Annotated in this window: 20 protein-coding genes; 8 read left to right on the top strand and 12 right to left on the bottom strand. The window is 51.7% G+C overall.

Going from position 1 to position 26,445, the window contains the following annotated elements; genetic code table 11:
- Positions 1 to 8 precede the first annotated feature (8 nt).
- The 5 genes from EC840_RS06380 to pduF all read left to right on the top strand — a co-directional run bounded on the left by EC840_RS06380 (position 9) and on the right by pduF (position 6,316).
- On the top strand, positions 9 to 1,532 hold the full coding sequence (locus tag EC840_RS06380) for an aldehyde dehydrogenase family protein (protein ID WP_113877725.1): 1,524 nt from the start codon (positions 9 to 11) through the stop codon (positions 1,530 to 1,532).
- A gap of 9 nt (positions 1,533 to 1,541) precedes the next feature.
- Positions 1,542 to 1,847: a BMC domain-containing protein gene (locus EC840_RS06375; RefSeq protein WP_112289093.1), complete on the top strand. Its 306-nt coding sequence runs from the start codon at positions 1,542 to 1,544 to the stop codon at positions 1,845 to 1,847.
- Between the two features lie 62 nt (positions 1,848 to 1,909).
- Positions 1,910 to 4,456, top strand: a complete 2,547-nt coding sequence (gene grpM, locus EC840_RS06370; protein WP_132964497.1) for a glycyl radical diol dehydratase GrpM — start codon at positions 1,910 to 1,912, stop codon at positions 4,454 to 4,456.
- A 78-nt stretch (positions 4,457 to 4,534) separates the two neighbouring features.
- The gene (locus EC840_RS06365) at positions 4,535 to 5,452 is read left to right on the top strand and encodes a glycyl-radical enzyme activating protein (RefSeq protein WP_132964495.1); all 918 of its coding nucleotides are present in this window, start codon (positions 4,535 to 4,537) and stop codon (positions 5,450 to 5,452) included.
- 54 nt (positions 5,453 to 5,506) lie between these two features.
- Entirely contained in the window at positions 5,507 to 6,316 is an 810-nt protein-coding gene (gene pduF, locus EC840_RS06360) for a propanediol diffusion facilitator PduF (protein ID WP_129638142.1), read from the top strand.
- 94 nt (positions 6,317 to 6,410) lie between these two features.
- Here pduF and EC840_RS25670 read toward each other — a convergent pair whose 3' ends face one another.
- The 8 genes from EC840_RS25670 to EC840_RS06320 form a co-directional block, all read right to left on the bottom strand.
- On the bottom strand, positions 6,411 to 6,905 hold the full coding sequence (locus EC840_RS25670) for a BMC domain-containing protein (RefSeq protein ID WP_132964493.1): 495 nt from the start codon (positions 6,903 to 6,905) through the stop codon (positions 6,411 to 6,413).
- A 48-nt stretch (positions 6,906 to 6,953) separates the two neighbouring features.
- A complete protein-coding gene (metK, locus tag EC840_RS06350) occupies positions 6,954 to 8,099 on the bottom strand; it encodes a methionine adenosyltransferase (protein ID WP_132964492.1) in 1,146 nt (381 codons plus the stop codon).
- A 118-nt stretch (positions 8,100 to 8,217) separates the two neighbouring features.
- A complete protein-coding gene (locus EC840_RS06345; RefSeq protein WP_132964490.1) occupies positions 8,218 to 9,285 on the bottom strand; it encodes an AraC family transcriptional regulator in 1,068 nt (355 codons plus the stop codon).
- A gap of 17 nt (positions 9,286 to 9,302) precedes the next feature.
- A complete protein-coding gene (locus tag EC840_RS06340) occupies positions 9,303 to 10,532 on the bottom strand; it encodes a PocR ligand-binding domain-containing protein (protein ID WP_132964488.1) in 1,230 nt (409 codons plus the stop codon).
- Between the two features lie 293 nt (positions 10,533 to 10,825).
- Positions 10,826 to 11,881 (bottom strand): LacI family DNA-binding transcriptional regulator, encoded by a 1,056-nt coding sequence (locus EC840_RS06335; RefSeq protein ID WP_112289101.1) that lies wholly within the window; start codon positions 11,879 to 11,881, stop codon positions 10,826 to 10,828.
- Positions 11,882 to 13,291: a sucrose-6-phosphate hydrolase gene (locus EC840_RS06330; RefSeq protein ID WP_132964486.1), complete on the bottom strand. Its 1,410-nt coding sequence runs from the start codon at positions 13,289 to 13,291 to the stop codon at positions 11,882 to 11,884.
- Positions 13,288 to 14,661 carry a sucrose-specific PTS transporter subunit IIBC gene (locus EC840_RS06325; RefSeq protein ID WP_113877716.1) on the bottom strand — a complete coding sequence of 458 codons (1,374 nt, stop codon included), beginning with the start codon at positions 14,659 to 14,661 and terminating at the stop codon, positions 13,288 to 13,290. Before EC840_RS06325 ends, EC840_RS06330 begins: the two co-directional genes overlap by 4 nt.
- Positions 14,662 to 14,734: 73 nt before the next feature.
- Positions 14,735 to 16,315 carry a carbohydrate porin gene (locus EC840_RS06320; RefSeq protein WP_132964484.1) on the bottom strand — a complete coding sequence of 527 codons (1,581 nt, stop codon included), beginning with the start codon at positions 16,313 to 16,315 and terminating at the stop codon, positions 14,735 to 14,737.
- Positions 16,316 to 16,566: 251 nt separating this feature from the next.
- On the opposite strand from EC840_RS06320, the gene EC840_RS06315 reads away from it, so the two are divergent.
- Both EC840_RS06315 and EC840_RS06310 read left to right on the top strand, forming a co-directional pair.
- Complete coding sequence (locus EC840_RS06315; RefSeq protein WP_132964482.1) at positions 16,567 to 17,505, top strand: aminoimidazole riboside kinase; 939 nt, start codon at positions 16,567 to 16,569, stop codon at positions 17,503 to 17,505.
- 73 nt (positions 17,506 to 17,578) lie between these two features.
- Positions 17,579 to 18,574, top strand: coding sequence for a LacI family DNA-binding transcriptional regulator (locus EC840_RS06310; protein WP_132964480.1), 996 nt, complete (start codon positions 17,579 to 17,581; stop codon positions 18,572 to 18,574).
- 2 nt (positions 18,575 to 18,576) lie between these two features.
- Here EC840_RS06310 and EC840_RS06305 read toward each other — a convergent pair whose 3' ends face one another.
- The 4 genes from EC840_RS06305 to EC840_RS06290 form a co-directional block, all read right to left on the bottom strand.
- Positions 18,577 to 20,016, bottom strand: coding sequence for a glycoside hydrolase family 32 protein (locus EC840_RS06305; RefSeq protein WP_132964478.1), 1,440 nt, complete (start codon positions 20,014 to 20,016; stop codon positions 18,577 to 18,579).
- Entirely contained in the window at positions 20,013 to 21,278 is a 1,266-nt protein-coding gene (locus tag EC840_RS06300) for an MFS transporter (RefSeq protein ID WP_112289108.1), read from the bottom strand. Before EC840_RS06300 ends, EC840_RS06305 begins: the two co-directional genes overlap by 4 nt.
- A gap of 315 nt (positions 21,279 to 21,593) precedes the next feature.
- Complete coding sequence (locus EC840_RS06295; protein WP_232829894.1) at positions 21,594 to 22,616, bottom strand: hypothetical protein; 1,023 nt, start codon at positions 22,614 to 22,616, stop codon at positions 21,594 to 21,596.
- A 293-nt stretch (positions 22,617 to 22,909) separates the two neighbouring features.
- Entirely contained in the window at positions 22,910 to 23,797 is an 888-nt protein-coding gene (locus EC840_RS06290; RefSeq protein ID WP_129638153.1) for a MurR/RpiR family transcriptional regulator, read from the bottom strand.
- 455 nt (positions 23,798 to 24,252) lie between these two features.
- On the opposite strand from EC840_RS06290, the gene EC840_RS06285 reads away from it, so the two are divergent.
- Positions 24,253 to 26,382: a TonB-dependent siderophore receptor gene (locus EC840_RS06285; protein ID WP_113877710.1), complete on the top strand. Its 2,130-nt coding sequence runs from the start codon at positions 24,253 to 24,255 to the stop codon at positions 26,380 to 26,382.
- Positions 26,383 to 26,445 lie beyond the last annotated feature (63 nt).

Genomic DNA, 26,445 nt, shown 5'->3' with positions numbered 1-26,445 from the left:
TTAACAGCATGAATGATATTGAAATTGCTCAGGCGGTCTCCAACGTGCTGAGCAGGTTTACCAAAACAACGTCAGATACTGCGCCTGAGGCAGTGTCTGAAATCGCTCAGGCAACGGGCGGTGACACGCTCGACGCCATTGTTGCCAGAGCGCTGGCGCAGGCACCTTCTAAAACTCCTGCAACGGCGGTGCAGTCACCGGCATGTGAGGCAGGCAACGGTGCGTTTGCTTCCATGGATGAAGCGATTGCCGCGGCAGTGCTGGCGCAGGTTCAGTATCGCCACTGTTCAATGCAGGATCGGGCGACGTTTGTTCAGGGCATCCGCGATGTATTCCTGCAGGACGCCGTTTTGCAGGATATTTCCCGCATGGCGGTAGAAGAAACCGGCATGGGCAATTACGCCGACAAGCTGACCAAAAACCGCGTGGCGGCACAGAAAACCCCCGGGCTGGAAGATCTCGTTACCGGCGCGCTGAGTGGTGACAGCGGCCTGACCCTGACGGAGTTCTCTGCTTACGGGGTTATCGGTTCGATCACGCCGACCACCAATCCGACAGAAACCATCATCAACAACAGTATCGGTATGCTGGCGGCAGGCAATTCCGTGGTATTCAGCCCGCATCCGCGCTCCCGCAACGTTTCTTTATACTGTGTTGAACTGATTAACCAGAAACTCGCCGCCCTGGGCGCGCCGGCCAATCTGGTGGTGACGGTAACACAGCCTTCCATCGACAACACCCGCTCGCTGATCAACGACCCTCGCATCAATATGCTGGTGGCGACCGGCGGTCCGGCGATTGTGAAAACGGTAATGTCATCCGGTAAAAAAGCGATTGGTGCCGGTGCAGGCAATCCGCCCGCAGTGGTCGATGAAACCGCCGATATTGAAAAGGCAGCCCGCGACATCATTTGCGGATGTAGCTTCGATAATAATTTGCCGTGCGTGGCTGAAAAAGAAGTGATTGTCGTCAATCAGGTAGCTGATTATCTGATCCATTGCATGAAAAAAAGCGGTGGCTATTTACTGTGTGACAAACAACTTATCCGCCAGCTGGAATCTCTGGTGCTGAACGAAAAAGGCTCCGGTCCTGACACCGCTTTTGTTGGCAAAGATGCTCGCTATATTCTGCAACAACTGGGCGTCAGTGCACCGGAAGACACTAAAGTGATTTTGGTTGAAACCGAGAAAAATCATCCGTTTGTAGTGCATGAACTGATGATGCCGGTGCTGCCGGTGGTGCGGGTCGATAATGTGGATGAAGCCATTGAATTGGCGGTGCAGGTCGAACATGGCAACCGCCATACCGCCATCATGCATTCAACCAACGTTGAAAAGCTGACCAAAATGGCCCGGCAGATCCAGACCACGATTTTCGTCAAAAACGGGCCTTCTTATGCCGGGTTGGGTGTCGGCGGCGAAGGGCATGCCACCTTTACCATTGCCGGACCCACCGGAGAAGGGCTGACGTCAGCGCGTTCATTTGCCAGAACCCGTCGCTGCGTGATGGTCGAGGCCCTTAACGTCAGATAAGGAGCGTCGATGAAAAAACGCATTATTAATGCCCCGACCCCGGACATCGTGGCGATGATAAAACGCAGAATGCCCGGGGAATTTCGTTCAAGGCTTGATCTTATCCGTATCGATGCGATCGGCATGATTATGTTGCCGGTGCCGGATCTGTATTTTTACGCCGATGCTGCCAGTAAAAGCGCCAATGTTGTGGTCTCGGAAATATTCGGTAGTTGTCCACAACATATTACGACGCTTGCTATTTTTGGCGAAGTCGCCGCGGTAAATGAAGCCATGCGAATAATAGAAGACGATAACAATAATAGCGCTTTCTGATTATCCGCTAATAAAAACTATTACTGCCGCAAGGTTAAATCACTCATTTCGGGAGTTACACTATGTTAGAGAAAGGTTTTTCTAATCCGACCGAACGTGTTGTCAGACTCAAAAATATGATCCTGCATGCGAAACCTTATGTTGAATCGGAACGCGCAGTATTAGCAACGCAGGCGTATAAAGAAAATGAACAACTGCCCGCTATTATGCGCAGGGCACGCGTGGTCGAAAAAATATTTAATGAGCTGCCGGTAACTATTCGTCCCGACGAGCTGATTGTTGGCGCGGTGACGATTAATCCACGCTCCACTGAAATCTGTCCTGAATTCTCTTACGACTGGGTAGAAAAAGAATTTAATACCATGGAACACCGGGTCGCCGACCCGTTTATTATCCCGAAAAAAACGGCTGATGATTTGCATGAGGCGTTTAAATACTGGCCGGGAAAAACTACCAGTTCACTGGCGGCATCTTATATGTCGGAAGACACCAAAGAAAGTATGGCCAGCGGCGTATTTACCGTCGGCAACTATTTCTATGGTGGTGTCGGCCATGTCAGTGTGGATTACGGCAAAATACTGAAAATCGGCTTCCGAGGTATTATTAACCTGGTGACCCGTCAGCTGGAAGCCCTGGACCGTTCCGAACCGGGATATATTAAAAAAGAACAATTCTACAATGCCGTGATTATCAGCTATCAGGCGGCAATCAATTTTGCGCATCGCTACGCGCAGGAAGCGACACGTCTTGCGCAGCTGGAAAGTAATCCAACGCGTAAGCGCGAACTGGAACAAATTGCCCAAAACTGTACGCGGGTGCCGGAAAACGGTGCCAGCAATTTCTGGGAAGCCTGTCAAACCTTCTGGTTCCTGCAAAGCATGTTGCAGATAGAATCCAGCGGTCACTCCATTTCCCCGGGGCGTTTCGATCAGTACATGTACCCGTATCTGGCCGCTGATACTTCCATCTCGAAAGAATTCGCGCAGGAGCTGGTGGATTGCTGCTGGATAAAGCTTAACGACATCAACAAAACCCGCGATGAAATTTCCGCACAGGCATTTGCCGGTTACGCCGTGTTCCAGAACTTGTGCGTCGGTGGTCAGACTGAAGATGGCCGCGATGCCACCAACCCCCTGACTTATATGTGCATGGAAGCCACTGCGCATGTGCGCCTGCCACAGCCGTCTTTCTCCATTCGCGTCTGGCAGGGTACGCCGGACGAATTCCTCTACCGCGCCTGTGAACTGGTGCGCATGGGGCTGGGCGTTCCGGCAATGTATAACGATGAAGTGATCATTCCGGCGCTGCAAAACCGTGGTGTTTCTCTGCACGATGCCCGTGACTATTGCATTATCGGTTGCGTCGAACCGCAGGCACCTCACCGCACCGAAGGCTGGCATGATGCGGCATTCTTCAACGTGGCGAAGGTGCTGGAAATCACACTGAACAATGGCCGCGTGGGCAGTAAACAATTAGGACCGGTGACCGGCGAAATGACCGGATATGCCAGCATTGATGACTTCTTCACTGCCTTCAAAAAACAGATGGCACACTTCGTTCATCAGCTGGTCGAGGCCTGTAACAGTGTCGATATCGCCCACGGCGAGCGCTGCCCGTTACCGTTCCTTTCTGCACTGGTGGATGACTGCATTGGTCGTGGTAAATCATTACAGGATGGCGGAGCAATCTACAACTTTACCGGCCCGCAGGCCTTTGGTATCGCTGACACCGGGGATTCTGTTTACGCCATTCAGAAGCAAGTTTTTGAAGACCGCAAACTGTCAATGACTGAGCTGAAAAGCGCGCTGGACGCCAACTTCGGTCATGCCATCGGCAGCGTTCCTCATCAAGCAGGCGGTAAGTCATCGCTCGGCGAGCAGGAAATTCATGAGATGGTGAAACGCATCATCAGTCAGCATGGTTCTCTCGATCCGGCGGCGATTAAAAATGAAGTTTACCGCCAGCTTGCCAGCAGCACTTCTGCGGCTCCGGCTGGCAATAACCCGCGCTTTGAAGAGATTCGCCACATTCTGGAAAACTCACCATGCTTTGGTAACGACATCGACGAAGTGGATTTGGTGGCGCGCAACTGTGCGCTGATTTACTGCCAGGAAGTCGAAAAATATACCAACCCGCGTGGCGGCCAGTTCCAGGCTGGGATCTATCCGGTTTCCGCTAACGTTTTGTTTGGCAAAGATGTGGCTGCGCTGCCTGACGGACGCATGGCGAAAGAACCTCTGGCCGACGGCGTATCGCCGCGTCAGGGCAAGGATACACAGGGGCCAACGGCAGCGGCTAACTCAGTGGCTAAACTCGATCATTTCATTGCCTCCAATGGCACGTTGTACAACCAGAAATTCCTGCCGTCTGCTCTGGCCGGTGAACAGGGGCTACGTCATTTCAGCGGATTGGTGCGTAACTACTTTGATAAGAAAGGTATGCATGTCCAGTTCAACGTCATTGACCGTAACACTCTGATAGAAGCGCAGAACAACCCGCAGCAACATCAGGATCTGGTGGTGCGGGTCGCCGGATACAGTGCGCAGTTTGTGGTGCTGGCGAAAGAGGTGCAGGACGACATTATCAGCCGTACAGAACAGCAATTCTGATCAGCTACCTTCACGGGCTATGTAGCAATACATAGCCCGTTTTTTAAATAACCTGTGGCGCTGATGGCGGGTCAAGTTATGAATAAAGTCGATTATGAGATGGAAGGCGTGCTGTTTAATATTCAGCGCTATTCTTTGCATGACGGGCCGGGGATCCGCACTATTCCTTTTTTTAAAGGTTGTCCGCTGTCATGCAAATGGTGCAGTAATCCGGAATCACAACGTCCTAAGCCGGAATTAATTTTTAAGAAGAGCGATTGTATTCGCTGTGGTAAATGCATTGAGGCATGCAAGCAGCAGGCATTATCTGTAAGTAATGCTTTCTTTATTGATCGCGAACGTTGTATTCAGTGCGGCGAATGTACGCAGGTCTGTCCGACACAGGCTCTGGAAATGAAAGGTAAACGCATGACGGTCGCTGACGTTATGCGGGAACTACAAAAGGAAGAAAATCTCTACCGCCGTTCGGGTGGCGGCATCACGCTTTCCGGCGGTGAACCGCTGGCGCAGCCTGATTTTGCCCGGGAACTGCTGAAAGCCTGTAAGGAAAAGGGCTGGCACACGGCCATGGAAACGACCGGTTTTACCACGCCGGAGGTGATTGCCGATGTATTCCCTTACGTTGATCTGGCACTTACCGACATTAAAGCGATCAATCCTGCCGTTCATCTGGCGAATACCGGGATTGAAAATAGTCAGATCCTGGAGAATTTGCTGCGTATTTCATTCCTGACCAAAACCATTGTGCGTATTCCGGTGATCCCTGGCGTGAATGATAATCCCGAAGAAATACACAATATTGCGGAATTTGCGCGGCTGATGTCTAACGTCGATACCTTGCATTTATTGCCTTATCACTCTTTTGGTGAAAATAAGTATGGCCTGCTGGGGCGTATTTATCCGATGGGCGAAGCAGACAGTATTGCCGAATCGAAAATGGAATTATTAAAAAGAGAAGTTGAGTTGTCTGGTTTTCATTGCCATATCGGCGGCTGAGTTTCCGTTAAGGAAATCCAGCCTTACAAAACAATTATCGGGAAGGGTCGTTGTATGAATGATTCAGTGAAGACGCAATGTATTGCGGAATTTCTTGGTACCGGCTTATTTTTGTTTTTTGGCATCAGCTGTCTTGCGGCAGTAAAAGTTGCAGGAGCCAGTTTTGGGTTGTGGGAAATCTGCATTGTGTGGGGGTTGGGGATCTCGCTGGCTGTCTATCTCACCGCAGGCATTTCCGGTGCACACCTGAATCCCGCGATCACCATCGCTTTGTGGCTTTTTGCGCGTTTTCCCGCCCGTAAAGTGGTGCCATATATTATCGCCCAGGTAGCCGGGGCTTTCGGCGGCGCGCTGCTGGCATACATGTTCTACCATAATCTGTTTATCAATTTTGAAACCGCCAACCATATGGTACGCGGCAGTGTGGAAAGCCTTCAACTGGCCAGCATTTTCAGTACTTATCCTTCGGCAGCCATCAGCGTGTGGCAGGCGGCGTTTATCGAAATCGTCATAACTTCGATTCTGATGGGGCTGATCATGGCGCTGACCGACGACGGCAACGGCGTGCCGCGTGGCCCGTTAGGTCCGTTGCTGATCGGCATTTTGGTCGCGGTTCTTGGCGCTTCCACCGGTCCGCTGACTGGTTTTGCCATGAATCCGGCGCGTGATTTTGGCCCAAAATTATTCACTTTCTTTGCCGGTTGGGGTGACATCGCCATGACCGGCGGTCGGGACATTCCTTATTTCCTGATCCCAATTATTGCGCCTGTTATCGGTGCTTGCCTGGGTGCTGCGGTGTATCGCCTGTGTATCGGTAAAAACCTGCCGGGTAACGCGCCGGTGGCGGAAGTTGCCAAACCTTAGATTTCATTCAGCCCGTAGAAACAGCCCATAAAAAACGGCGGTGCCAATGCATCGCCGTTTTTCTATCTGCAGATTACGTTTATTTGCTTTAGGTTTATTTTCTACGGCCAGCACCACGAGGCTTTTGGCTGGGGTTTACAGTGACCGTTGATTGTTCCTTCTTCGGTGCCTCTTCTGAAAAATCCATACATGTGGATTGATCCGGCGTTTCTTCCACATTCAGTTCTTCCACATTCAGCACCGGAATAGTTTGTGGGTTTTCAAAGAGCACGGGTTCAGCTTCAGGCTCGGCAGCGGTTATGCCAAGGGTATCTGCAGAATAAATCATGCATTCAATGTGTTGCGCCGTGCGGGCAATCACTTTGTGCGCATAAACGGTGCCTACTTTGCTGGCCGCCATCACACCCGCTGCGATCCCCGCGTTAATCGCGCCGATTTCGCCTTCGAATTTGACGGTGACCATACCGCCACCTTTGGTGAGTTCATAGCCGATAAGCGTAACGTGCGCGGATTTTATCGCGGCATCCGCAGCTTCTATTGCCGCGGCCAGACCGACGGTTTCAATTAATCCCAAACTTTGTCCGGGCATAAGTCGCTCCTGTTAACAGATTCAAGGGGAAGTGCGTCGCGCACTGTTTCAGGCGTTATCGCGTAGTGCCTGTGCTTTATTGGTCTTTTCCCAGGGGAAAATGTCGCGACCAAAATGGCCGTAGCAGGCGGTCTGACGGTAACGCGGGACGAGCAAATCCAGTGTCGCGATGATGCCGCTGACGCTGAGGTCAAAATGTCGGTTCACCCGCTGCACCAGCTGTTGCTCCGTCAGCGGGCTGCTGCCAAAAGTGTCGATACGGATGGCGACCGGGCGGGGCAGGCCGATGGCCCAGGCGAACTGGACTTCGCAACGTTCTGCCAGCCCCGCCGCGACAATATTTTTTGCCACATAGCGTGCGGCATAAGCGGCCGAGCGATCGACTTTCGACGGATCTTTACCCGAAAACGCACCGCCGCCATGACGGGCTACGCCGCCGTAGGTATCTACAATGATTTTCCTGCCAGTCAGACCACAATCGGCTGCCGGACCGCCGGTGATAAATTGTCCGGCGGGGTTGATCAAAATACGGGTTTGCGGCGTTAGCAAGCGGGCGGGAATAACCGGTTTGATGATATCTTCCAGCACCACTTCGCGAAGTTGTGTAAGAGAAATCTCCGGGCAATGCTGTGTTGAAATCACCAGCGTATCGGCGGATACCACCTGATGCTGCCGATAGCGCAACGTCACCTGGCTTTTGGCGTCGGGACGCAGGAAGGGCAGGTACCCCGACTGGCGTAACGCCGCCTGACGCGCCATCAGCCGGTGCGCATACACCAGCGTCGCCGGCATATACTCCGGCGTTTCATTGCAGGCATATCCGAAAGTGATGCCCTGATCGCCCGCGCCCAGTGAGTCAGGGGTTGTGCCGCCGATACCTTGTGCGATTTCGGCAGACTGTTTACCCAGCATATTCAGTACGGCGCAGGTTGCGCCATCGAAACCCAGGCTGGAATGGTTGTAGCCAATTTCTTTAATGGTGTGACGGATAACCGATTCGATATCAACATGGGCGGTTGAGCTGATCTCCCCGGCCACAATGGCTACGCCGGTTTTGACCAGGCATTCACATGCCACTCTGGCCTGAGGATCCTGTAATAGAAAGGCGTCCAGAATGGCATCGGCTATCTGGTCGGCCATTTTATCCGGGTGCCCGGCGGCAACCGATTCAGAGGTAAAAAGAGAGTCTTCCAAAGTCGCGCCACGTTGTTCAAAGGTTCCCCCATGGTAGGGGGCGGCGGCTGAAAGCAACGTAAATTATCTTGCGGGCAGGGTGGACTTTCTTGCCCTTACGGCGAGCCCGCGCACAAAATTAGCCCGCTTGTGAATTGACGGGTTCCGGTGCGACGATTTTACGGAAATCAGAAGGTGACATGCCGGTCTCTTTTTTAAATATCCGGCAGAAGTAGTTGGCGTCCTGATATGAAAGTTCCAGCGCGATGGTGTTGATTCTGAGATCGCTGAACTGCAGAAGTGATTTGGCTACGCTTAACTTGCGGGCAGCGATGTAATTTGAAAAACCATAGCCGGTCATTTTCTTGAAGGCCCGGCTCAGATAGCAGGAACTGACGAAGGAGCGTGCGGCAATGTCGTCGAGCGTCAGATTATTAAGAATATTTTTCTCAATATGGAATCTGGCGCGATCGATAAAACTCATGGTGCCCGTAAAGTGCTTTAGTGCATGGTCGAAAACGTCCTCGCTAATGCTTAGCAAGCCGGTCATGATGCGGAAATAGGCTCCCGGCGTAATGCCAGACTGGCTGATTTCCTGGATCATTGCCGTCACTTTCTTCCCGGCGGGCAGTCCTTTATCTCCCAGTGAAGAAAGATGCTGATGCAGTAATTCGAGTATATCCGTTAGTAATTTGCGTTGACTGATGCCGGAAGGCGTACCCGCGCAGGCGTCATCGAGCGCATTCAACAGAAACTGATGCCATCGATGATAATCGCAGTGTTCGATCATCTCGCCGACAGATTGTTTGAGTGCCCGCGACGCCGCAATGTCCATATCACTGACTTCCAGGGTTTTGCTGATGGCATCGGTCAGTGTGCTTTTCTTCACCGGTTTCAGCAGATAATCATCCACTTTCAGGTTCAGCATGCTGCGCACAATATCAAAGTCGTCATTAGCGGTAGTGACAATGACTTTGGTGCTGGCACTTTTGGTGCGCAGATATTCAATCACCTGATTGCCGTTAGGCAGCGGAATATTGATATCGACCAACATCATATCGATTTGATCGAGCTGGTCGATCAGCTGGATGGCTTTTTTGCCGGTATTGGCTTCATGCACCACGGAATTATCGACGTACTGAGACACAATGCGTCGTAAAGATTCAGATTCAATCAGTTCATCTTCTACAATCACAATATTGTACATAGTCTTTTCTCCCTGTTTCAGGCTTGCAGCATGGGGAATTTAAGAGTGATGGTGGTCCCCATTCTTGGCTGATGCGCGCTGGAAATCACCAGACCATAGCTTTCGCCGAATAACAGCTGAAGCCGGTTTTTTATATTATTAATGCCGATACCGCCTTTCTGACGGTTTTCGTCACCGGATAAAATGTTGGCAATATCAGCACGTGACATGCCGTCGCCGTTGTCGGTCACCTCGAGAATGACATCGTGCCCGTCGTCAGTCGCGCTGATGCGTAGCAGACTGGGAGTGTCTCTCGGCTCGACAACGTAATTGAAAAAGTTCTCGACCAGGGGCTGCAAAATCAGGAACGGACAAACGACATCAAGGTATTTTTCCGGAATATCGCACTCATAATCGAAACGGTCATTCATGCGGACTTTCTGAATTGACATGTAGCAGGTGACATAATTAATTTCATGGCTTAGCGTAATCAGGCCATGATTATTTTTGCGCAGCAAATAGCGCATCATGTCGGAAAAATCATGCACCATGGTTTCTGTGCGCTGTGCATCTTCCAGATATGCCAGCCGGCCAATGGTATTTAATACGTTAAACAGAAAGTGCGGGTTAATCTGATAAGACAGGGCTTTAAATTCCGCTTCATGCAATGAACGTTCTATTTCCACTCTTTTACGCAACTCATCGGTGAGTTCGAGATCTTTGCGGTGCAGTTCCCGCTGAATATTGTTGGTATGCGCCTGTTCTACCAGATACGACGAGACATGTAATAATGTGGAGGCGGTCGATTCGAAACGATCGTAAGGCATGCGTTTAGCATCATGATGTAAGTCGATCAGCCATTCATTTTCTTTCCATATTTCGTTGTTATCGAGAATATACGGAATGGTGCGCTCTTTCTCTTCCTCGACTTTCACCTGGCCGGAAATAAACGCGCCAAGATAATGATCGTTAATCATGATCGGCACAGCGAACTCAACAAAGCCGCAGTAACAGCGGTATACCACTGGTTTTCCGGCCTCCATAGCGGCACGTCCACCGGCGTTATCACTTTCGTAGCAGTGGTTCGCCAGCGATTCATTAAGACGTGACCGGGCGCAGAAATCTGAAAACCCGCTGGCCTGTGTCACCGGAACGCCATCCTGATCGACTACCACTAAGGCAATCATCATCGATTTACTAAAATTATCCTGGAGAGTCTGAAGTCTTTTTACATCAAGAAATTCATGCAATTTATATTTGTTATTCATTATGATTACCTGCACTGGTAATTAAATACATTCACCGTATAAATATACAGGAAGGCACCTTTATGTATTTTGAAACCCGTCACAGCGGGGGCAATTTAATTAGCCAGGAATATTAATTTATATGTACTGATGTTAATTATAAGTGCGAAAATTAGTCAGGTATTTACCGTTCAGACGCAACATGCTCAACGTGCTCTCCCCGCATGGATGACCACAAAGGACAATGCAGGCGGAATAAATCAGATGATGCGAAATGAATTATCACATCATCTTGTGGCGGCAGTATTTACTATTTATTTGATCTGCGAGAAGTGCCGGGAACGCCAGTGCAATTTAGGGGTCAGGAAGCATTGGGTTTGTGCGATGGGTTGTTCATTCATCAGGTCACTGATCATGCTGAAGCAGTGCATAGCCAGTTCCCCGCAGTCCTGCGCGACCGTGTCGATTTTCACGGAAAGGGAATCGTACAGATAGTGGTCGTCAAAACTGCACAGATGGATATCGCTCTCGAGCAGCTGATGCTGGCTCATATAGCGCAGAACGCCTTCCATCAGGCCGCAGGAAGCCACGAAAAGTGCTTTGGGCGGACGTCCGAGTCGGGCGCACAGTTGCGCAAACATTTCATAGCCGGAGCTTGGCTGGTAATTGCCGTAAACAATCCAGTCCGGGTTCAGGCTGACACCCGCCCGCTGCAGGCCAAGCTGATAACCCGCCAGGCGGTCACGGGTCGGGGAGATCCGCGGTTGTCCGCCAAGAAAATAAAATTCATCACGCTGGGTTTGCGCTATACGCGAGACCAGTTCTGCTGAGGATTCGATGGCTTCACAGACCACAATCGGCAGCTGCGTGTCTTGCATATGGCGGTCAAATAAGACGACAGGTAACTGCTGGCTGATTTTTACGTATTCTGCATCGCTGAGCATGCTGGATGCGACAATCAGTCCGTCGACCTGACGCTGGATCAGATTATTGACCACCATGGTTTCCTGACTGGTATTTTCATCCGTGCAGGCAATCAGCAGCTGCATGCCGTTCTCGCGACACAGCGTCTCAAGTTCGTTGGAGCAGGCAGCAAAACCATAGTTGGTCATTTCCGGGACGACCAACCCAAGTGTGAAACTGCGCGTGACATTGAGCGAACGAGCGTGAATGCTCGGCTGATAATGATGTTCAGCTGCCACAGCGAGTACCCGATCCCGGGTGGGATCGGAGATTCGAAACTTCTTGCTGTGTCCGTTGAGTACCTGGCTGGCAGTCGATTTTGAGACGCCAGCCAGTTCGGCTATGCCACTGATAGTGATGCGTTTGGTCTTTTTCACTGCGCCATATTCTGTTGTCCGGAAAGACATTTATTCTATCACGCATTCCGCCAACGACCAGTGGCGCAGCGTAATCTGATGAGAACCCCGCAAGTTCAATTGTGCCGGTAAAACAGGGAAATAGCGTGAGGACATCACCGCTTCTCCGCCATTAATGAAAATTTCAAGGCTCGACGCATCGCTTAACACCGTTAGTTTGTGCAGCGCGCCGCGCCAGATACGCTGTTCCGCCAAGCCACTGCGTCGGTTTTTTCGCGTTAAACGCAGCCATTCTCCGTCGAAGCTGAGCGTCATGTCGCCACCTAAATCCGCGCTGAAAGCCTGTTCTGTGACAATTTCCGTCTCGGCTTTTGTGATGTCCAGTGGAGGGCAATCGTCGGCAATCCCCTGCCATGCCTGTTCATCACGACGGAGTTGTTGCAGCTCACGTGCCGGTTTTTGCATGATTTTACCCGCCACCAGCGTCAGTTCGCGCGGGCAGGTCATCGTATGCAGCCAGCCATTTTGTATTGTCGGCTGGAAAAATTCATCTCCGTCCGGTATTCCCATCCATCCAATCAGCAGGCGTCGCCCGTCATCCGTTAGCGTGGTCTGCGGCGCATAAAATTCGAACCCCAGATCCAGCTCAGTGAATTCGCCGTGCTCCAGGGTCGCATTGTCGTAATCCAGTTGCCCGACAAAATAACCCGACTGGAAAGTATTCAGATAACGGTCAGATTCCGCCGCTAAACCTTGCGGACAGCAAATCAAAATGTCGTTATCTGCCAGCCGGAATAAATCCGGGCATTCCCACATGTAGCCGAATTCGCCCAGCCCGTGTAAACCTGAACCGGCAATTTCGCCCAGAAGATCCCAGGCTGATAAATTCTCAGATCGCAGCAATAACACTTTGCCTTTGAGGCTGAGATCCTGAGCGCCCAGCACCATGTACCAGTGGTTTTCATGCCGCCAGACTTTCGGATCACGCACATGTCCGGTATAGCCTTTCGGCAGATTAAATACCGGCCCGGTTTTATCAAATTCGCCGTCTGCATTTTCGCGCGCCAGACACTGAAATGCCGTACGGCTGCCATCGGGATACTTCACGTTACCGGTATAAATCAGCGTCAGCTGGCCGTTATCTGTCACGGCTGAGCCTGAATAACAGCCGTGGGATTCGTAGGCTTCTGAAGGTGCCAGCGCCAGCGGTTCATGCTGCCAGTGCAGTAAATCTGCCGAACTCCAGTGCCCCCAGAATTTAGCACCGTGCGCGCAGGCCAGCGGGTTCCATTGATAGAACAAATGGAAACGACCGTTATGCTGAATAAATCCGTTCGGGTCATTGAGCAGCCCGACCGGCGGCGCGAGATGCCAGCCGGGGCGGTAAGGGTCTGCCGCCGCTTTAACCTGACCGGCGACCACGCTGCACAGTGCTTTTTTGAGCAAACTGGTTTCCGTCATTTCTCACTCTCCGTGTTGTATTTCAGCAGCAATGACAGCAGGAATGCGCTGCCGAAGGCAATCACCAGACCGATCAGGTAGCTGAGAATCGAGCTGGCCTGCACGATAGCCAGCCCCGGAATGCCGGTCAGACCGACTGCCGTCATATTGACGTGCATCGCCACCACCCAGGCACCGCCGAGCGCACCGCCCGCCAGCGCCGCCAGAAAAGGCTTCATAAAGCGCAGGTTGATCCCGAAGATTGCTGCCTCCGTAATACCCAGCATGGCGGAAAACGCTGAAGGCACTGCGATGGCTTTAATTTTCGCATCACGCGTTTTGAAGTAAACCGCCAGACAGGCACCGCCCTGCGCGACGTTAGCCATCGACCAGATCGGCAGCAGGAAATTCACGCCGATATTTGGATTACCCAGTAAACCGGCTTCAATAGCATGGAAGCTGTGGTGAATACCGGTGATGACGATAACCGAATATAGCCCGCCAAATATCAGCCCCGCGAACCAGCCTGCATGAGTGATCAATGTACTGAGAATAAAGGAAATGCCGTCACCCAGCGCACGACCCGCCGGGCCGATAATCAGGAAAGCGATAAAGCCGGAAATGATCACGGTCAGGAAAGGCGTCAGGATCAGATCCAGCGCATCCGGAATGATTTTGCGCAGGCGTTTTTCGATGAAACTCATGAACCACACCGCCAGCAGCACCGGGAAAACCGTGCCCTGATAGCCGATCATCGCAATCTCAATACCAAAGAAATTCATGGTATGGAAACCGCTGGCGACGCCCCAGGCGTTAGTCAGCGCCGGATGGGTCAGAATGCCGCCCAGCGTAGCGCCGAGGAACGGGTTGCCGCCAAACTCCCGCGCAGCGGTGAACCCAATCAGAATTGGCAGAATGATAAACGCCGCTGAGCTGAACATATCGAGCATGATAAAAATCGCGCTCTCCGGGTTGGCCCAGCCGTAGGTTTTCACCATACCGAGCAGCCCCATCAGCAGGCCGGATGCCACAATCGCCGGAATGATCGGCACGAAAATATTCGACAGCACGCGGGCGATGCGCTGGAACGGATTCAGCTTTTGCGCCGCAATATCCGCGGCTTCAGATTTACTGGATTCGCTGATACCGGCCACTTTAATAAATTCGGCGTAGACCTTGTTCACCAGCCCCGTACCAAAAATGATCTGAATCTGTCCGGCATTGCTGAAACAGCCTTTAACGCCTTCGACCTGTTCGATAGCACTTTTATTGATCAGGCTGTCGTCCGCCAGCACCAGGCGCAGACGGGTGGCACAGTGTGCCGCACTGGCAATATTCTCCTTGCCACCCAACAGCGGAAGCAATTCAGTCGCGATTGCATTGATATTCATAGAATCCCTTAGTTTTTCATTATCATTTACGCCCGGTCTGGCCGGGCGTTTTTTTTAAATCAGACCCTGCCGTTTAGAACCAGGTTTCCATCTGGATGCCAAAGTTCCACTGTCCGCCCGCCGTGAATCCGTCGGTACCAAATGAATCTGCGGAAGAATAACTGTCGAGCTCTTTGCTCCAGTCCATGTAAGTGGCGAAGAAGCGGATTTCCGGACGACTCAGCATGTCGCTGATATCGCCGACCTTGAAGGTCGGTGCGAAGGTCAGTTTGTAGAAACCGCCTTTCACTTTGTTGTAATCGCTGTAACCCTGTGGATTGAGATCCATATACTGATAGCTGCCTTCATATGCCAGTTCGAAGTTCTCGGTAATTTGCTGGATCAGGCGGGTGTTAAAGGTCAGCCATTTGTAATCATCGCCAGAGACATAACGGTCTTTGCTCTGCTGCGCCAGAACCGCCGGGGCGATACTCCAGTTTTTGCTGATCGGCGTGATGCCATAAGTTGCCAGACGCAGCGTACTGGCATCGTCAGTCAGACGTCCGTCAGAACCCAGCGCTTTCACTTCTGCTCCCAGTCCGTGCCCGTAAAGCAAGGCTGTTTTCGATGTCCCTTCGCGCAGGCCGTAGAAACTGTCGCCGTGATACGCCAGCATCGTGTGGAAGCCGGTGTCCGCCGCGGTGCTGATCCCCCGGTTGCCGGTATTTTCACGATCCTGATTATTTTTCGCACGCAGGCCGCTCAGCATCCACTGGAATGGCCCGGCATAGTTGTTGGCCGTGACAATGTAGTTTTCGATGCGGGTGTCGTCGTTATTGTCGTCTTTCAGGTCGTCAAAGTTTCTTCCGTAAAGTGAGAAGTTACTTTTCAGGTTATCGCCCCATTTGACGTCGTAGATCCCGCCGCCGGTACCCGCCAGAAAGATGATGTCGGAATCCAGCCAGTGAATGTCGAAATTATCCCGGTCAAAGCGTTTACCCGCCCACAGGGTGGAATCTTTCCAGACCCCGGTGAATGTCGGCAGCGACCCCAGTTCGACAAACGCCTGACGGATATTTAAGTCGCTGGTCGCGCCGGTCCAGTCGTTGTAGCTGCGCTGACCATCAGCCAGCATGACTTTGTAGCGGGAGGTCGCACCGCTGGCCATCGTCTGGTTGTGCTCCAGATTCAGTTCGACGTAGGTGTTATTTTCGTTACCCAGACGCCCGACTGCACCGCCTGTTTGTCCGGCCGGGGTGACGTAAGGGCCACTTTCCGTTGAGGTGCCAGAATCGTTCATGATCACGCCGGAACGGGCATAACCACTGAATTTAAACCCGCTGTTATCACTGCTGTTGCTTTTGGCATTGCTGGCTAACGTTTCGGTGCGTTTAGCCACATCGGCAGTTTGCTGCTGGGTGATTTCAGCCGTCTTCGCCACCTGACGGGTTTGCTGTTCGTTGCTGGCGGTGCGTGTCTCGAGTTGTTTAACCTGCTGTTCTGCCTGCGTAGCACGGGCTTCGGCCTTAGCGGCGCGGCTTTCGGCGAGTTGTAGTCGTTTTTCCATCGCCGCAAAGCGGGCTTCAATTGCACTGGAAGAAAGATCGGCCCCCTGAGCCGCAGAAGAAAGAATAAGTCCAATAGCAACAGCAAGATAGCGAGGTTTCATCATCATTTTTATCCCTTCAGAGGAAGTTTAATTATTATGGGAAAACCATTTTGCTAAATTGCTAAACTGGTTTTCCTGAGCACAATAAACACCCGTTATGTATTTACGCAACGAAGTTCGGCAGCCTTGTGCTGGATTTGTGATCTTGCTGGCAATTCCCAATGTCGTCCTGAAAATTCATTTGCTCTTGATTAGCTAAACCGGTTCTTCTATTTTATCGACAGACGATTTATCAGGATTATGAAAAGGGAATGAAGATGAATAACCGGGTTTGGGTACTTGGCGATGCCGTGGTGGATTTGATCCCTGAGCAGGATGGCCGCTTATTAAAATGTCCGGGCGGAGCACCGGCAAACGTTGCCGTCGGCATCTGTCGTCTCGGCGGCGACAGCGCTTTTATCGGACGCGTGGGTGATGACCCGTTCGGGACGTTTCTGATGAAAACCCTGGATGATGAGGGCGTTAATACAGAGTGCATGACGCCTGATCCGCATCACCGCACTTCCACGGTGGTGGTGGAAAACGACGCTGACGGCGAGCGTTCTTTCACATTTATGGTGCGTCCGGGCGCGGATTTATTCCTCCAGGCCACCGACATTCCGGCGTTTAGCGCAGGACAGTTTTTACACTTGTGTTCGATTGCCTTATCCGCAGAACCTTCCCGCGCTTCGGCTTTTCTGGCAATGGCGAAGATGAAAGCGGCGGGCGGATATGTCTGTTTTGATCCCAATATCCGGCATGACTTGTGGCCTGATGAGGAACAGCTGCGTGACAATCTTGACCGCGCCTTGTCGCTGGCGGATGTGATTAAAATATCGGAGGACGAGCTGGAATTTCTGACCGGAGAAGCGTTGTTGTCCGAGGGAATGCTGCGCCTGTGTGATCGTTATAACCCCGAAATGTTGCTGGTCACGCAGGGGAAACAGGGTGTGTCGGTCTACCGGAAGAAAAATGCCAGCCTGAAGCATTATCCGGCACCCGAAGTGCGGGCGGTGGATACTACCGGTGCAGGAGATGCCTTTGTCGCCGGGCTGCTGGCCGGACTGGCGCAACACTGGCCACTAACCTCGGACAGCGCATGGCAGCAAACCATTCATCAGGCGCTGGCGTGCGGGGCGCTTGCCACCACCGCGAGAGGCGCAATGACCGCATTGCCCGACAGCGCGACCTTAAAGGCGTTTTCCTCTCAGATCTGATCTGAATAGATTTACTCCCAGACCCTTTTTTTGTGTAGGATCAGGGGAGTCAATTTTGCCGGACCGGAGAGTTATGGCTTCGCTGAAAGAAGTAGCACAACTGGCCGCGGTGTCGCTGATGACAGTGTCCCGCGCCATTAACGAACCGCAACGGCTAAAGCCCGAGACACTGGCGCGTGTTCAGACGGCGATCAGCGCCCTGAATTATGTGCCTGATTTTTCCGCACGCAAAATGCGTGGCCGCAGTACCAAAGTCTCGACTCTGGGTGTGCTGGCGCTTGATACCGCCACCACGCCATTCTCGGTTGAACTCCTTCTCTCGATAGAACTGACGGCGCGTGAATTTGGCTGGAGCAGTTTTCTGGTCAATATCACGTCGCAGGAAGACAGTAAACGGGCGGTCAGTCAGCTGCTTTCTCAGCGCCCGGACGGCATTATCTTTACGACCATGGGGTTGCGTGAAGTAGAAATCCCGGAACGTTTGCTGGATAAAAACCTGGTGCTGGCAAACTGCCTGAGCCGCGAACACACGCTGCCGGGTTACATTCCTGACGATTTTGAAGGGCAATATCAGGCGATGAAAGCCCTGATCAAGAAAGGTTACCAGCGTCCGCTATGCTTTTATTTACCCGATTCAATACCTGCCGGAATTTGCAGAAGGGCGGGCGCGGAAGCGGCATGGCAGGAAGCCGGATTGCCTGCACAACAACTGCGCCAGTTTCATATGGCGTCGGGTGACGAGCATTATCGCGATGTGGTGGCTTTACTTAATGAGTTTACCCCGCAGGATAAGCCGGATTTTGACGTGCTGGTGTGCGGCAACGATCGTATTGCGTTTCTGGCCTATCAGGTATTGCTGGCGAAAGGCATCGCCATCCCGCAGCAGGTGGCGGTTCTGGGTTATGACAACATGGTCGGTATCGGTGATCTGTTCCAGCCGCCGCTGACCACGGTGCAGTTGCCGCACCGCGAGATAGGACGTGAAGCGGTATTGCATCTGATCGAACAGCGCCCGAACAGCGGAGTGATCCAGATTTCCTCCCCGCTGCTTGAGCGTGCTTCTTTGTGACGTTATTCGGTGCGCAGTGTCCAGCTATCTCCCTGACTTAACATGGCCTGTCCTTTTTCTGCAAACAGAGAAAGGGCGCGCTTGTCCGGCTGCGGATAAATTCTGCTGCTGAGCGTTTTCTCCCCCTGATTAACAAAAACTTCCACCGATGAGCGGTCGATAAAGACACGCAATTCCAGATGATTGCTTTCCGGCAGCCCGACACTGCGGCTGTCCTGAATTCTGTATGCGGCATAATCCCGGTTCAGAAAGAGTCTTTGTGTCTGTTTGTCCACGAACAGGCAAAGACCGTCGCCGAGCGTGATGCCAAAGCGTTCTGCGTCCGAATGACTGAGATCCCATTGCAGGATAATTTCAGTCGCCTGAGCATTTTCAGAAAGTTGCTGCACGCTGCTTTTCAGCACGCAGGGCGTCAGCGGGCGATGTTCCCGGCGAAGTGTGCAGACTTCCTCTGCCGGCATCATGCGGACTTTTCCGTCACGTAACGTCAGCTCGCGGGGCAGGGTTAGGCAGCCCGCCCAGCCTTCTTCTTTGGACGGCATCACCGATTCCCACATGTCCATCCAGGCGATAATGATCCGGCGTCCGTCAGCCGCAGTGAATGACTGCGGCGCATAGAAATCGTGCCCGTGGTCGAGTTCCATAAAGCCTTGCGTAATCTCAAAGTGGTGACCCGGCTGCCAGTGCCCGCGCAGATAGCCGCTCTGGAATAAATTCTGATAATCATGGCCCTGCGTGCGGATCCCTTGCGGCGAGCACATCAGAATATTTTCATCGCCCAGCGGGAAAAAATCCGGGCATTCCCACATATAACCGTCACCGGCGTCGGCTTTGGCGAGAACGCGATCAAACGTCCAGTCGCGCAAGCTGGTGCCTTTATAAAGCAGTACTTGTCCACAATCGCTGGCGTCACGGGCACCGACGACCATCCACCAGTGACCGTCTTCCTGCCACACTTTCGGATCGCGAAAGTGCATGATATTTTCCGGCGGCGTCAGCACCACACCCTGTTTGGTAAAATGAATACCGTCCTGACTGGTTGCCAGACATTGTACTTCGCGGATGGCGCTGTCATTGCCTTCACCATTGAGCCAGACGTGGCCGGTGTATATCAGGCTCAGCGTGCCATTGTCATCAACGGCACTGCCGGAGAAGCAACCGTCGCGGTCGAATTCTTCCCCCGGCGCCAGTGCCACCGGCTGATGCTGCCATCTCACCATATCCTTGCTGGTGGCGTGCCCCCAGTGCATTGGCCCCCAATGTTCACTGAACGGGTGGTGCTGATAAAACGCGTGATATACCCCCTGATGATAAATCAGGCCATTCGGGTCATTCATCCAGCCGGCCGGAGGGGCGAGGTGAAAGTTGGGATAAAAGGCGTTACCGCGCTGGTTTGTTGCCTGATTAAGCGCCAGTTGCGCGCGTTCAAGTTTTGTATTCATACCATCTCACTTTTATTCAGAAGCATGTTTTTGGATGCCGGGGAAGGGGGAGCCTGGCTTTTTTCGCCGGTCAGCAGGAAAACGGAAACGAGAGTGAGCACCAGAACCAGCGTCCCCATGATCATGTAAGTGTCAGCAAAGCCCAGCAGGTCATAGCCGTGACCGGCCAGTGGCGACAACACACTGGCGCAGACTTGCGTAATGAACTGGAATCCCACCAGATATAGCGTTGCGGAAAGGCGCGGGTCAAAGCGGGTGGTAATGTATTTAAACATCGCAATCAGCAGGATGGGCAGCTCAACAGCGTGCAGCAATTTCATGCAGGAAATGGTGACCGCATCCGCTGCCAGGCCTGATCCAAACACACGCAGTGCCATGATCGTCCCGCTGAGTAACAGTCCGTTTTTCGCCCCGATTTTGTTGACAACAAAAGGCGCCAGGAACATGCCGCCCGCTTCCAGAAACACCTGGAAAGAGTTAAGGAAACCGTACATCTCGTTGCCGTGGCGGACATCAGAAAACAGTGACGCGAAATACACCGGGAATTGCTGGTCGTAGACGTTGTAGACGCTGACGCCGGTAACAAAAACAATCAGCGCCCAGAATCGCGGGAGGCGGAACAGGGTCATCGCATCGCTGAGCGTCAGGGTGCTGGATTTGCCGTATTCGAGCTGGCTCAGGGCATCCGTTTTCACTTCCCGAAGTTGCCATAGCAGCAGCAGAAAAATGGCAGCCGAACAGGAAGCCATCCAGAAGTTGAGGTTGGGATTGATATTAAACAGCATCCCGGCAAAGAAGGTTGCGACGGCCCAGCCCAGTGAACCCCACATTCTGGCTTTACCGAACTCAAATCCAAGAATACGACTGACGCGCTCGGTGTAAGACTCCAGCGCACCGATCCCGGCAAAAAAAGTCGCACCGACATACAAACCGCCCGCCACAGCGCCTGACAAAATACTGATCTTCAGCAGCGGCGCAAAAACGAAAATAAAGAAAGGCCCGCTGATGAGTAACAGAAAACCCAGAAACCAGAGCAGGTTTTTACGCAACCCCAGTTTGTCCTGAATGAAACCGTACAGTGGCTGTGCACAAAGTGCGGTCAGCGCGACGGCGGAAAAAAACAAGCCTGTTTCAGTGCCTTTCAGCCCGACCTTCTGGCTCAGCCACAATGAGATAAGCGAAAAGGCGGAAGACCAGGTGTAGAAAAAGGAAAAAAGTAAACCACTCAGCAATGCGTAATGACTTCGTTGACTGTTTTTCATGGCATGTCCGGGTTTGAATCGTCACAAGGAGTCATATTGTTAACGTTAACATCTCAGTTTTCAAAGATTCATAAAGCCAGAATTATGATGTTAATCACGAATGTTAACGTTAACATTTTTGGAGTGTGATCAAAGTATCATTTTTCTTGAAGGGCATCTCTTTGTTGAGTGAGGCGAGCGGGTCAGCTAAAACAAAACGAGAAGGAGCATGGGAGGAAAAAGGGCGGGTTAAGCAGCTTCCGGGACTGAATAAAAAAGGAGGAGATATCGCTATCTCCTCCCGTGTTTTACATCAGGACATTTATGAGGCTGTCATTACAACGGGCGCTGATGGGTATAAACAGCACGGGGTTGAGTACGGCGCCCCAGCATACCCATAAAGCCCGCCAGAATGGCTTCGATCACTAACATCACAAAGGTAAACCAGCTGGCTTTCGCCGTTGCAGCAGCTGCTTTTTCAGCGGCTTCGCGGGCTTTCTGCTCTGCCTGCTGTTTCAGTTCTTCATATTTAGCACGGGCCTGCTGATAGGTTTTTTCAGCCTGGCTGACAATCTGATCGACTTCCTGATCGCTTTTTCCGGTACGGGCTTTAATGATATTTTTCAGCGCGTCACGGTCAGCTGCCTGGAATGTATCTGCATTACGACTAATTAAACCTTTAATAAAATTAGTGAGATCCGTATCGGCGGTTTGCGGATGATTACTGGTGTCAGCCGCCTGATTTTGGGCATTGTTTACTTCACCCTCGGCTTTATTTTGCAGGTTCTCTGGTTGCAACTCCGGTTTCCCGGTCTGGCGCAGAGTGGTTTCAAGTTCATTCTGCAGACTGTCGAGATTAATATTATTTTCTCCCAGCTTGTCTTTTACCATTTGACCTACCGGTGGCGCAGCGGCAGATATTCCACTGCCTAACGTTTGTAACCCGGATCCCACAACACTGGCTGCACCGCTGACCGCATTATTGACGACCACAATCAGGAACCAGGTGCAGATTAAGGTGTTTACCCCAAACATCAATACGCCATGCAAAGCTCCCTCACGCTGAGCCAGTCGTCCGCTGGCATAGGCCCCGGCCGCAATGGAAATCAACATGCTGATGCCTGTCCAGATGGCCGCTCCCTTCCCTAATCCATCGAGCGGGTTTTGCTCTTTCAGGGGATCAATGGTACTGGCTCCGATGGCTGTCCCTAATATTGCCAGTAACAAATAAACCACCATTGAAATAATGACGCCGGCAAAAATAGCACTCCACGAAATACGTTTAAGCGGCACTCCGTTCGCAGGCTCAATCAACGTTTCGTTATAAACTTCAGTGGCAGGCCTTTGATGATCAGTCATTTGGACATCTCCATATATCGCCATATTTTTGATAGTAAGAAGGGAGCTTACCCCCTCATAATCACTGCTTATCCTGGCTAATGTCAGTGAATAATCACACGATTACATTAGCTGCCTTAATGTTAGTAAGAGAATGACGATTACACCAAAAAATAATTATTTCGCAAAATAATCAGGACGTTATTTATGACATGTCGCGCGCGTAAGTAATATCCCTGAGCATTGAGGGGAGAGGATCTCAGGAATAAAAAATTTAACCCGCTGTGTAATTACGCAGATCCGTTACATGATCTTCATTTAGAACGGGGAGCATTTAAGGCTTTGTTCAGATCCTGGATCCGCTTCATCGTTTTCATGGTTCGCGATGCAGATGCGGAAGCGACGGATAAAATCAGCATCTCAAGACACACCAGGACAGTGCCATGAAGTGGCATTCTGCCATTCTCACCCCCACGCGGCACATTGATAACGACGGTGGCTTCCCTGGTGAAAAAGGATTCCGCGGCATTTGTCAGTAATATTATCGGAATACCCAGACGTTTCGCCTCATGTACCGTTGTTTTTCCCTCACGGTGCGCACTCTTCTGCGCCATCATGATCAGCACATCTCCACGCTGCAAGCCGATCAGTTGTTCCGCCAGCGCAATTCCCGAACGGTTAAGGCAGATAGCGGGAATGCCAATGCGGGTGAACAGTCTCGCACTGTACTCGGCCAGAATGCCGGACGCATTGATACCAAACAGCGCCACCTGACGGGCACCGGCCAGTAAGGCAATGGCTTCAGAAATAGCCTGTCGGTTTGCGGGCTCTGCCAGGGCATCACAAGCGCGCTTATGGCCATCAAGTACAAAGTCCATTCCTGACGTCATATCACACGAGAGTTCGCTGACGGTGGTGATCATCTTTTCTTCAGAATTGACCGATGTCCCAAACCAGGCCTCCAGCGTTTTTTTCATATCCCGCAAGCCAGCAAAACCTAATGCCTGGACAGCACGTATTACCGTCGCATCGGAAACTTCTGTGGCGGCAGCAATCTCCATGGCCGTCGCGTCCAGCGCTGCCTCGCGATTGTTCTGGATATAAGACGCAACGGTTTGCAATCCTGGCGGGAGCGTATGAGCCCGTGCGCGATATCGTTCTCCGAAAACATCGAGCCTTTTTTTACTTCGCACATCTGCCATGGAGTTTTACTTATCCTCTTAATTTTTAATCACTTAAAAATGACATCGGGTTAACGGACTCTTTCACCATCTTAGCAATGTAGTGTTTTTAGGGGGAAGGATATTTTTAATCCGGAGCAGTAAAGTCTTGGAATTTTCATTCTGGGGAAGGGGTTTTGTTGTTATTTTGAATTAAATCAATATCTTAATGTTGCCTCTGCTTTGCCAGTAAAGGCATGGCCTGACGCATCTTCATGTAGCAGAAAACTGAAAAAGACAATTTACTACTACATCAGTGCGTGATTGAATGATAATCAATTGCATTGGTGGGGCGATTTGTTGTCCCATCAGAATAAAAATAAAAGTCAGTGAACAGCCAGAAGATATAACCCATTTCTTTATGTGGATGTTGTTTTAACGCTATCTGGCAATTTCTTTACGGAAAAAGGCGTCATTTTCATACCAGGTCGAATTAAATGAATAATAAAGCGTTATTTAATTTTAAAAGAAAACACCATCCTGCATTAATTGCCGCTCTTTATGGCGTCGCGATGATAACCCCAAATACCGGTTATTCAGCAGACGATGGCGATACCCTGACTATTAGCGGTCAGGAGCAAAATAATCAGGGGTACAGCGCAGGCTCAAGTTCTGTTGCCAGCAAAACGCCGACACCTCGTCTTGACGAAGCGCAGTCGGTCAGCGTGGTGACCCGGCAACAGCTGGATGACTATCAGGCTGAGAGCCTTTCTGACGCGATGCGTTTCGTCGCGGGTGTGAGCGAGGGCAATACGCTGGCGGGCACGGAGGATGGCTTTGTCCGCCGTGGCTTCGGTTCCAACTCTGATGGTTCTGTTTATCGTGACGGGGTACGCAGCAGCCAGGGTCTCAATTTTGATGCCACCACGGAACGCGTTGAAGTGCTGAAAGGCTCTGCTTCTTTACTGTATGGGATCCAAAACCCGGGTGGCGTCATTAATCTTGTGAGCAAAAAGCCGCAATACGACTGGCATACCAAAGTCAGCGGGCGTTATGCCAGTGAGGGCGGCGGCGCAGGGACAGTGGATGTTACCGGCCCGCTGGGTAACGGGTTTGCATTTCGCATGATCGCTGAAAAACAAGATCAGGATTACTGGCGTAATTTTGGCAGCGACAAGCACACGTTACTCTCTCCGTCCCTTCAATGGTATGGCGAAAAGGCCAGTTTCCTGATCAGCTATTCTGATTATCGCTACGACATTCCTTACGATCGCGGTACCGCTTTTATTAACGGCAAACCGATCGATATCGGCTATAAAGACCGGCTGGACGACAAGTCAAACCGAGCCTGGGGGCATAATAAAACCCTGAACGCTCATTATGACTGGCAGTTCAGCGACGACTGGAGTACCCGTCTCACGCTTGGCTGGAACCAGCGCCGCTACGACAATGACGAAGTCAGGGTAACCGCAGTGAACACCACAACCGGTGCGGTGACGCGCAGGGCGGATGCTAACCGCGGCTTTAATCACAAGACCAAATATGTTTCCTGGGATTTGCTGGGCTCTCAGGACATTCTGGGCATGAATCACAATATTGTGCTGGGTACGGATTATGAGATGAACCAGACCTATCGTGCTCATCAATATCAGGGCAAGGCGAACAGCAGCTTTAACTATAATGATCCGCAATACGACATCCTCTCACCGGTCGTCGACAGCACAACAGAGAATACCGCGAACGGAAATAATCTGAACCGTATCCACAGCCGTTCAGTGTATGCAAAAGACAGTATTTCGCTGACTCCCAACTGGATTGCCGTCGTCGGCGGCCGTTATCAGCATTATGAACAGCGTGCTTCAAAGGGATTTGATCCGGTTGTTCAGACCCTGGATTCCGAAGGCAATAAATTCCTGCCACAGGCCGGTCTGATTTATAAAGTCACGCCTGATGTGTCCCTGTACAGCAGCGTCAGCAAGTCCTTTACCCCGTCCACGGATGTTGATGATGACGGCAACGTCGGCAAGCCGGAGCAGGGCACGACCTGGGAAGTGGGCAGCAAATGGCAGATGACACCGCGCCTGTTTGCCAGTGTTGCGCTGTATCGTATTGATGAGCGAGATATGTCGCTCAGCATCAACGGAAACACCCGCGCCATTGATAAAGCGCGCTCAAGCGGTGCTGAATTTGAGCTTAACGGTGAAATTCTGCCTGACTGGGATGTCAGCGCGAATTACAGCTATGACAAGGCGGAAATTGTCGATGATGGCGTGAATTCCGCCAATAATGGCAACCGCCTGCAAAACGCGCCACGCCATTCAGGGGCACTTTATCTGAGTCATAATCTGACTATTAACGGCCTGCCGGGGGATTTCCGCATCGGCGGGGGAGCACGTTATGTCGGCACGCGGGCGGGGGATCCGGAAAACAGTTTCACGCTGCCTGATTATGTCGTCGCTGACAGTTTCGTGGCCTGGAATAACCGCCTGTTCGGTGAGAAAACCCAGCTGAAACTGAACCTGAATAATCTGTTTAATAAACATTATTACACCTCCAGCGGCGGTAATCTTCGCGTGCGGGAAGGTGAAACCCGTAATTTAATGGTGCAGGCAAGTGTTGAATTCTAATCTGAATATGGCTTCTGTTCGCGGCAAGAAACGTATGCTGCATGTGCTGGTTAGCCTGCTGCT

Source organism: Rahnella sp. JUb53 (assembly GCF_004346065.1).
Classification (GTDB): domain Bacteria; phylum Pseudomonadota; class Gammaproteobacteria; order Enterobacterales; family Enterobacteriaceae; genus Rahnella; species Rahnella variigena.
Note: the sequence above shows the minus strand (reverse complement) of the source record. Positions and strands in the feature narration are given on the sequence as shown.

What these genes read in the sequence shown, in the direction of transcription:
- EC840_RS25670 (WP_132964493.1), bottom strand. Translation starts at nt 6,905, where the DNA reads ATGCCCGGACAAAGTTTGGGATTAATTGAAACCGTCGGTCTGGCCGCG.
- EC840_RS06290 (WP_129638153.1), bottom strand. Translation starts at nt 23,797, where the DNA reads ATGGCAGATGTGCGAAGTAAAAAAAGGCTCGATGTTTTCGGAGAACGA.
- EC840_RS06365 (WP_132964495.1), top strand. Translation starts at nt 4,535, where the DNA reads ATGAATAAAGTCGATTATGAGATGGAAGGCGTGCTGTTTAATATTCAG.
- EC840_RS06345 (WP_132964490.1), bottom strand. Translation starts at nt 9,285, where the DNA reads ATGTACAATATTGTGATTGTAGAAGATGAACTGATTGAATCTGAATCT.
- EC840_RS06325 (WP_113877716.1), bottom strand. Translation starts at nt 14,661, where the DNA reads ATGAATATCAATGCAATCGCGACTGAATTGCTTCCGCTGTTGGGTGGC.
- EC840_RS06320 (WP_132964484.1), bottom strand. Translation starts at nt 16,315, where the DNA reads ATGATGATGAAACCTCGCTATCTTGCTGTTGCTATTGGACTTATTCTT.
- EC840_RS06315 (WP_132964482.1), top strand. Translation starts at nt 16,567, where the DNA reads ATGAATAACCGGGTTTGGGTACTTGGCGATGCCGTGGTGGATTTGATC.
- EC840_RS06285 (WP_113877710.1), top strand. Translation starts at nt 24,253, where the DNA reads ATGAATAATAAAGCGTTATTTAATTTTAAAAGAAAACACCATCCTGCA.
- EC840_RS06380 (WP_113877725.1), top strand. Translation starts at nt 9, where the DNA reads ATGAATGATATTGAAATTGCTCAGGCGGTCTCCAACGTGCTGAGCAGG.
- EC840_RS06295 (WP_232829894.1), bottom strand. Translation starts at nt 22,616, where the DNA reads ATGACTGATCATCAAAGGCCTGCCACTGAAGTTTATAACGAAACGTTG.
- EC840_RS06375 (WP_112289093.1), top strand. Translation starts at nt 1,542, where the DNA reads ATGAAAAAACGCATTATTAATGCCCCGACCCCGGACATCGTGGCGATG.
- EC840_RS06305 (WP_132964478.1), bottom strand. Translation starts at nt 20,016, where the DNA reads ATGAATACAAAACTTGAACGCGCGCAACTGGCGCTTAATCAGGCAACA.
- EC840_RS06300 (WP_112289108.1), bottom strand. Translation starts at nt 21,278, where the DNA reads ATGAAAAACAGTCAACGAAGTCATTACGCATTGCTGAGTGGTTTACTT.
- EC840_RS06330 (WP_132964486.1), bottom strand. Translation starts at nt 13,291, where the DNA reads ATGACGGAAACCAGTTTGCTCAAAAAAGCACTGTGCAGCGTGGTCGCC.
- EC840_RS06340 (WP_132964488.1), bottom strand. Translation starts at nt 10,532, where the DNA reads ATGAATAACAAATATAAATTGCATGAATTTCTTGATGTAAAAAGACTT.
- EC840_RS06335 (WP_112289101.1), bottom strand. Translation starts at nt 11,881, where the DNA reads ATGTCTTTCCGGACAACAGAATATGGCGCAGTGAAAAAGACCAAACGC.
- pduF (WP_129638142.1), top strand. Translation starts at nt 5,507, where the DNA reads ATGAATGATTCAGTGAAGACGCAATGTATTGCGGAATTTCTTGGTACC.
- EC840_RS06310 (WP_132964480.1), top strand. Translation starts at nt 17,579, where the DNA reads ATGGCTTCGCTGAAAGAAGTAGCACAACTGGCCGCGGTGTCGCTGATG.
- grpM (WP_132964497.1), top strand. Translation starts at nt 1,910, where the DNA reads ATGTTAGAGAAAGGTTTTTCTAATCCGACCGAACGTGTTGTCAGACTC.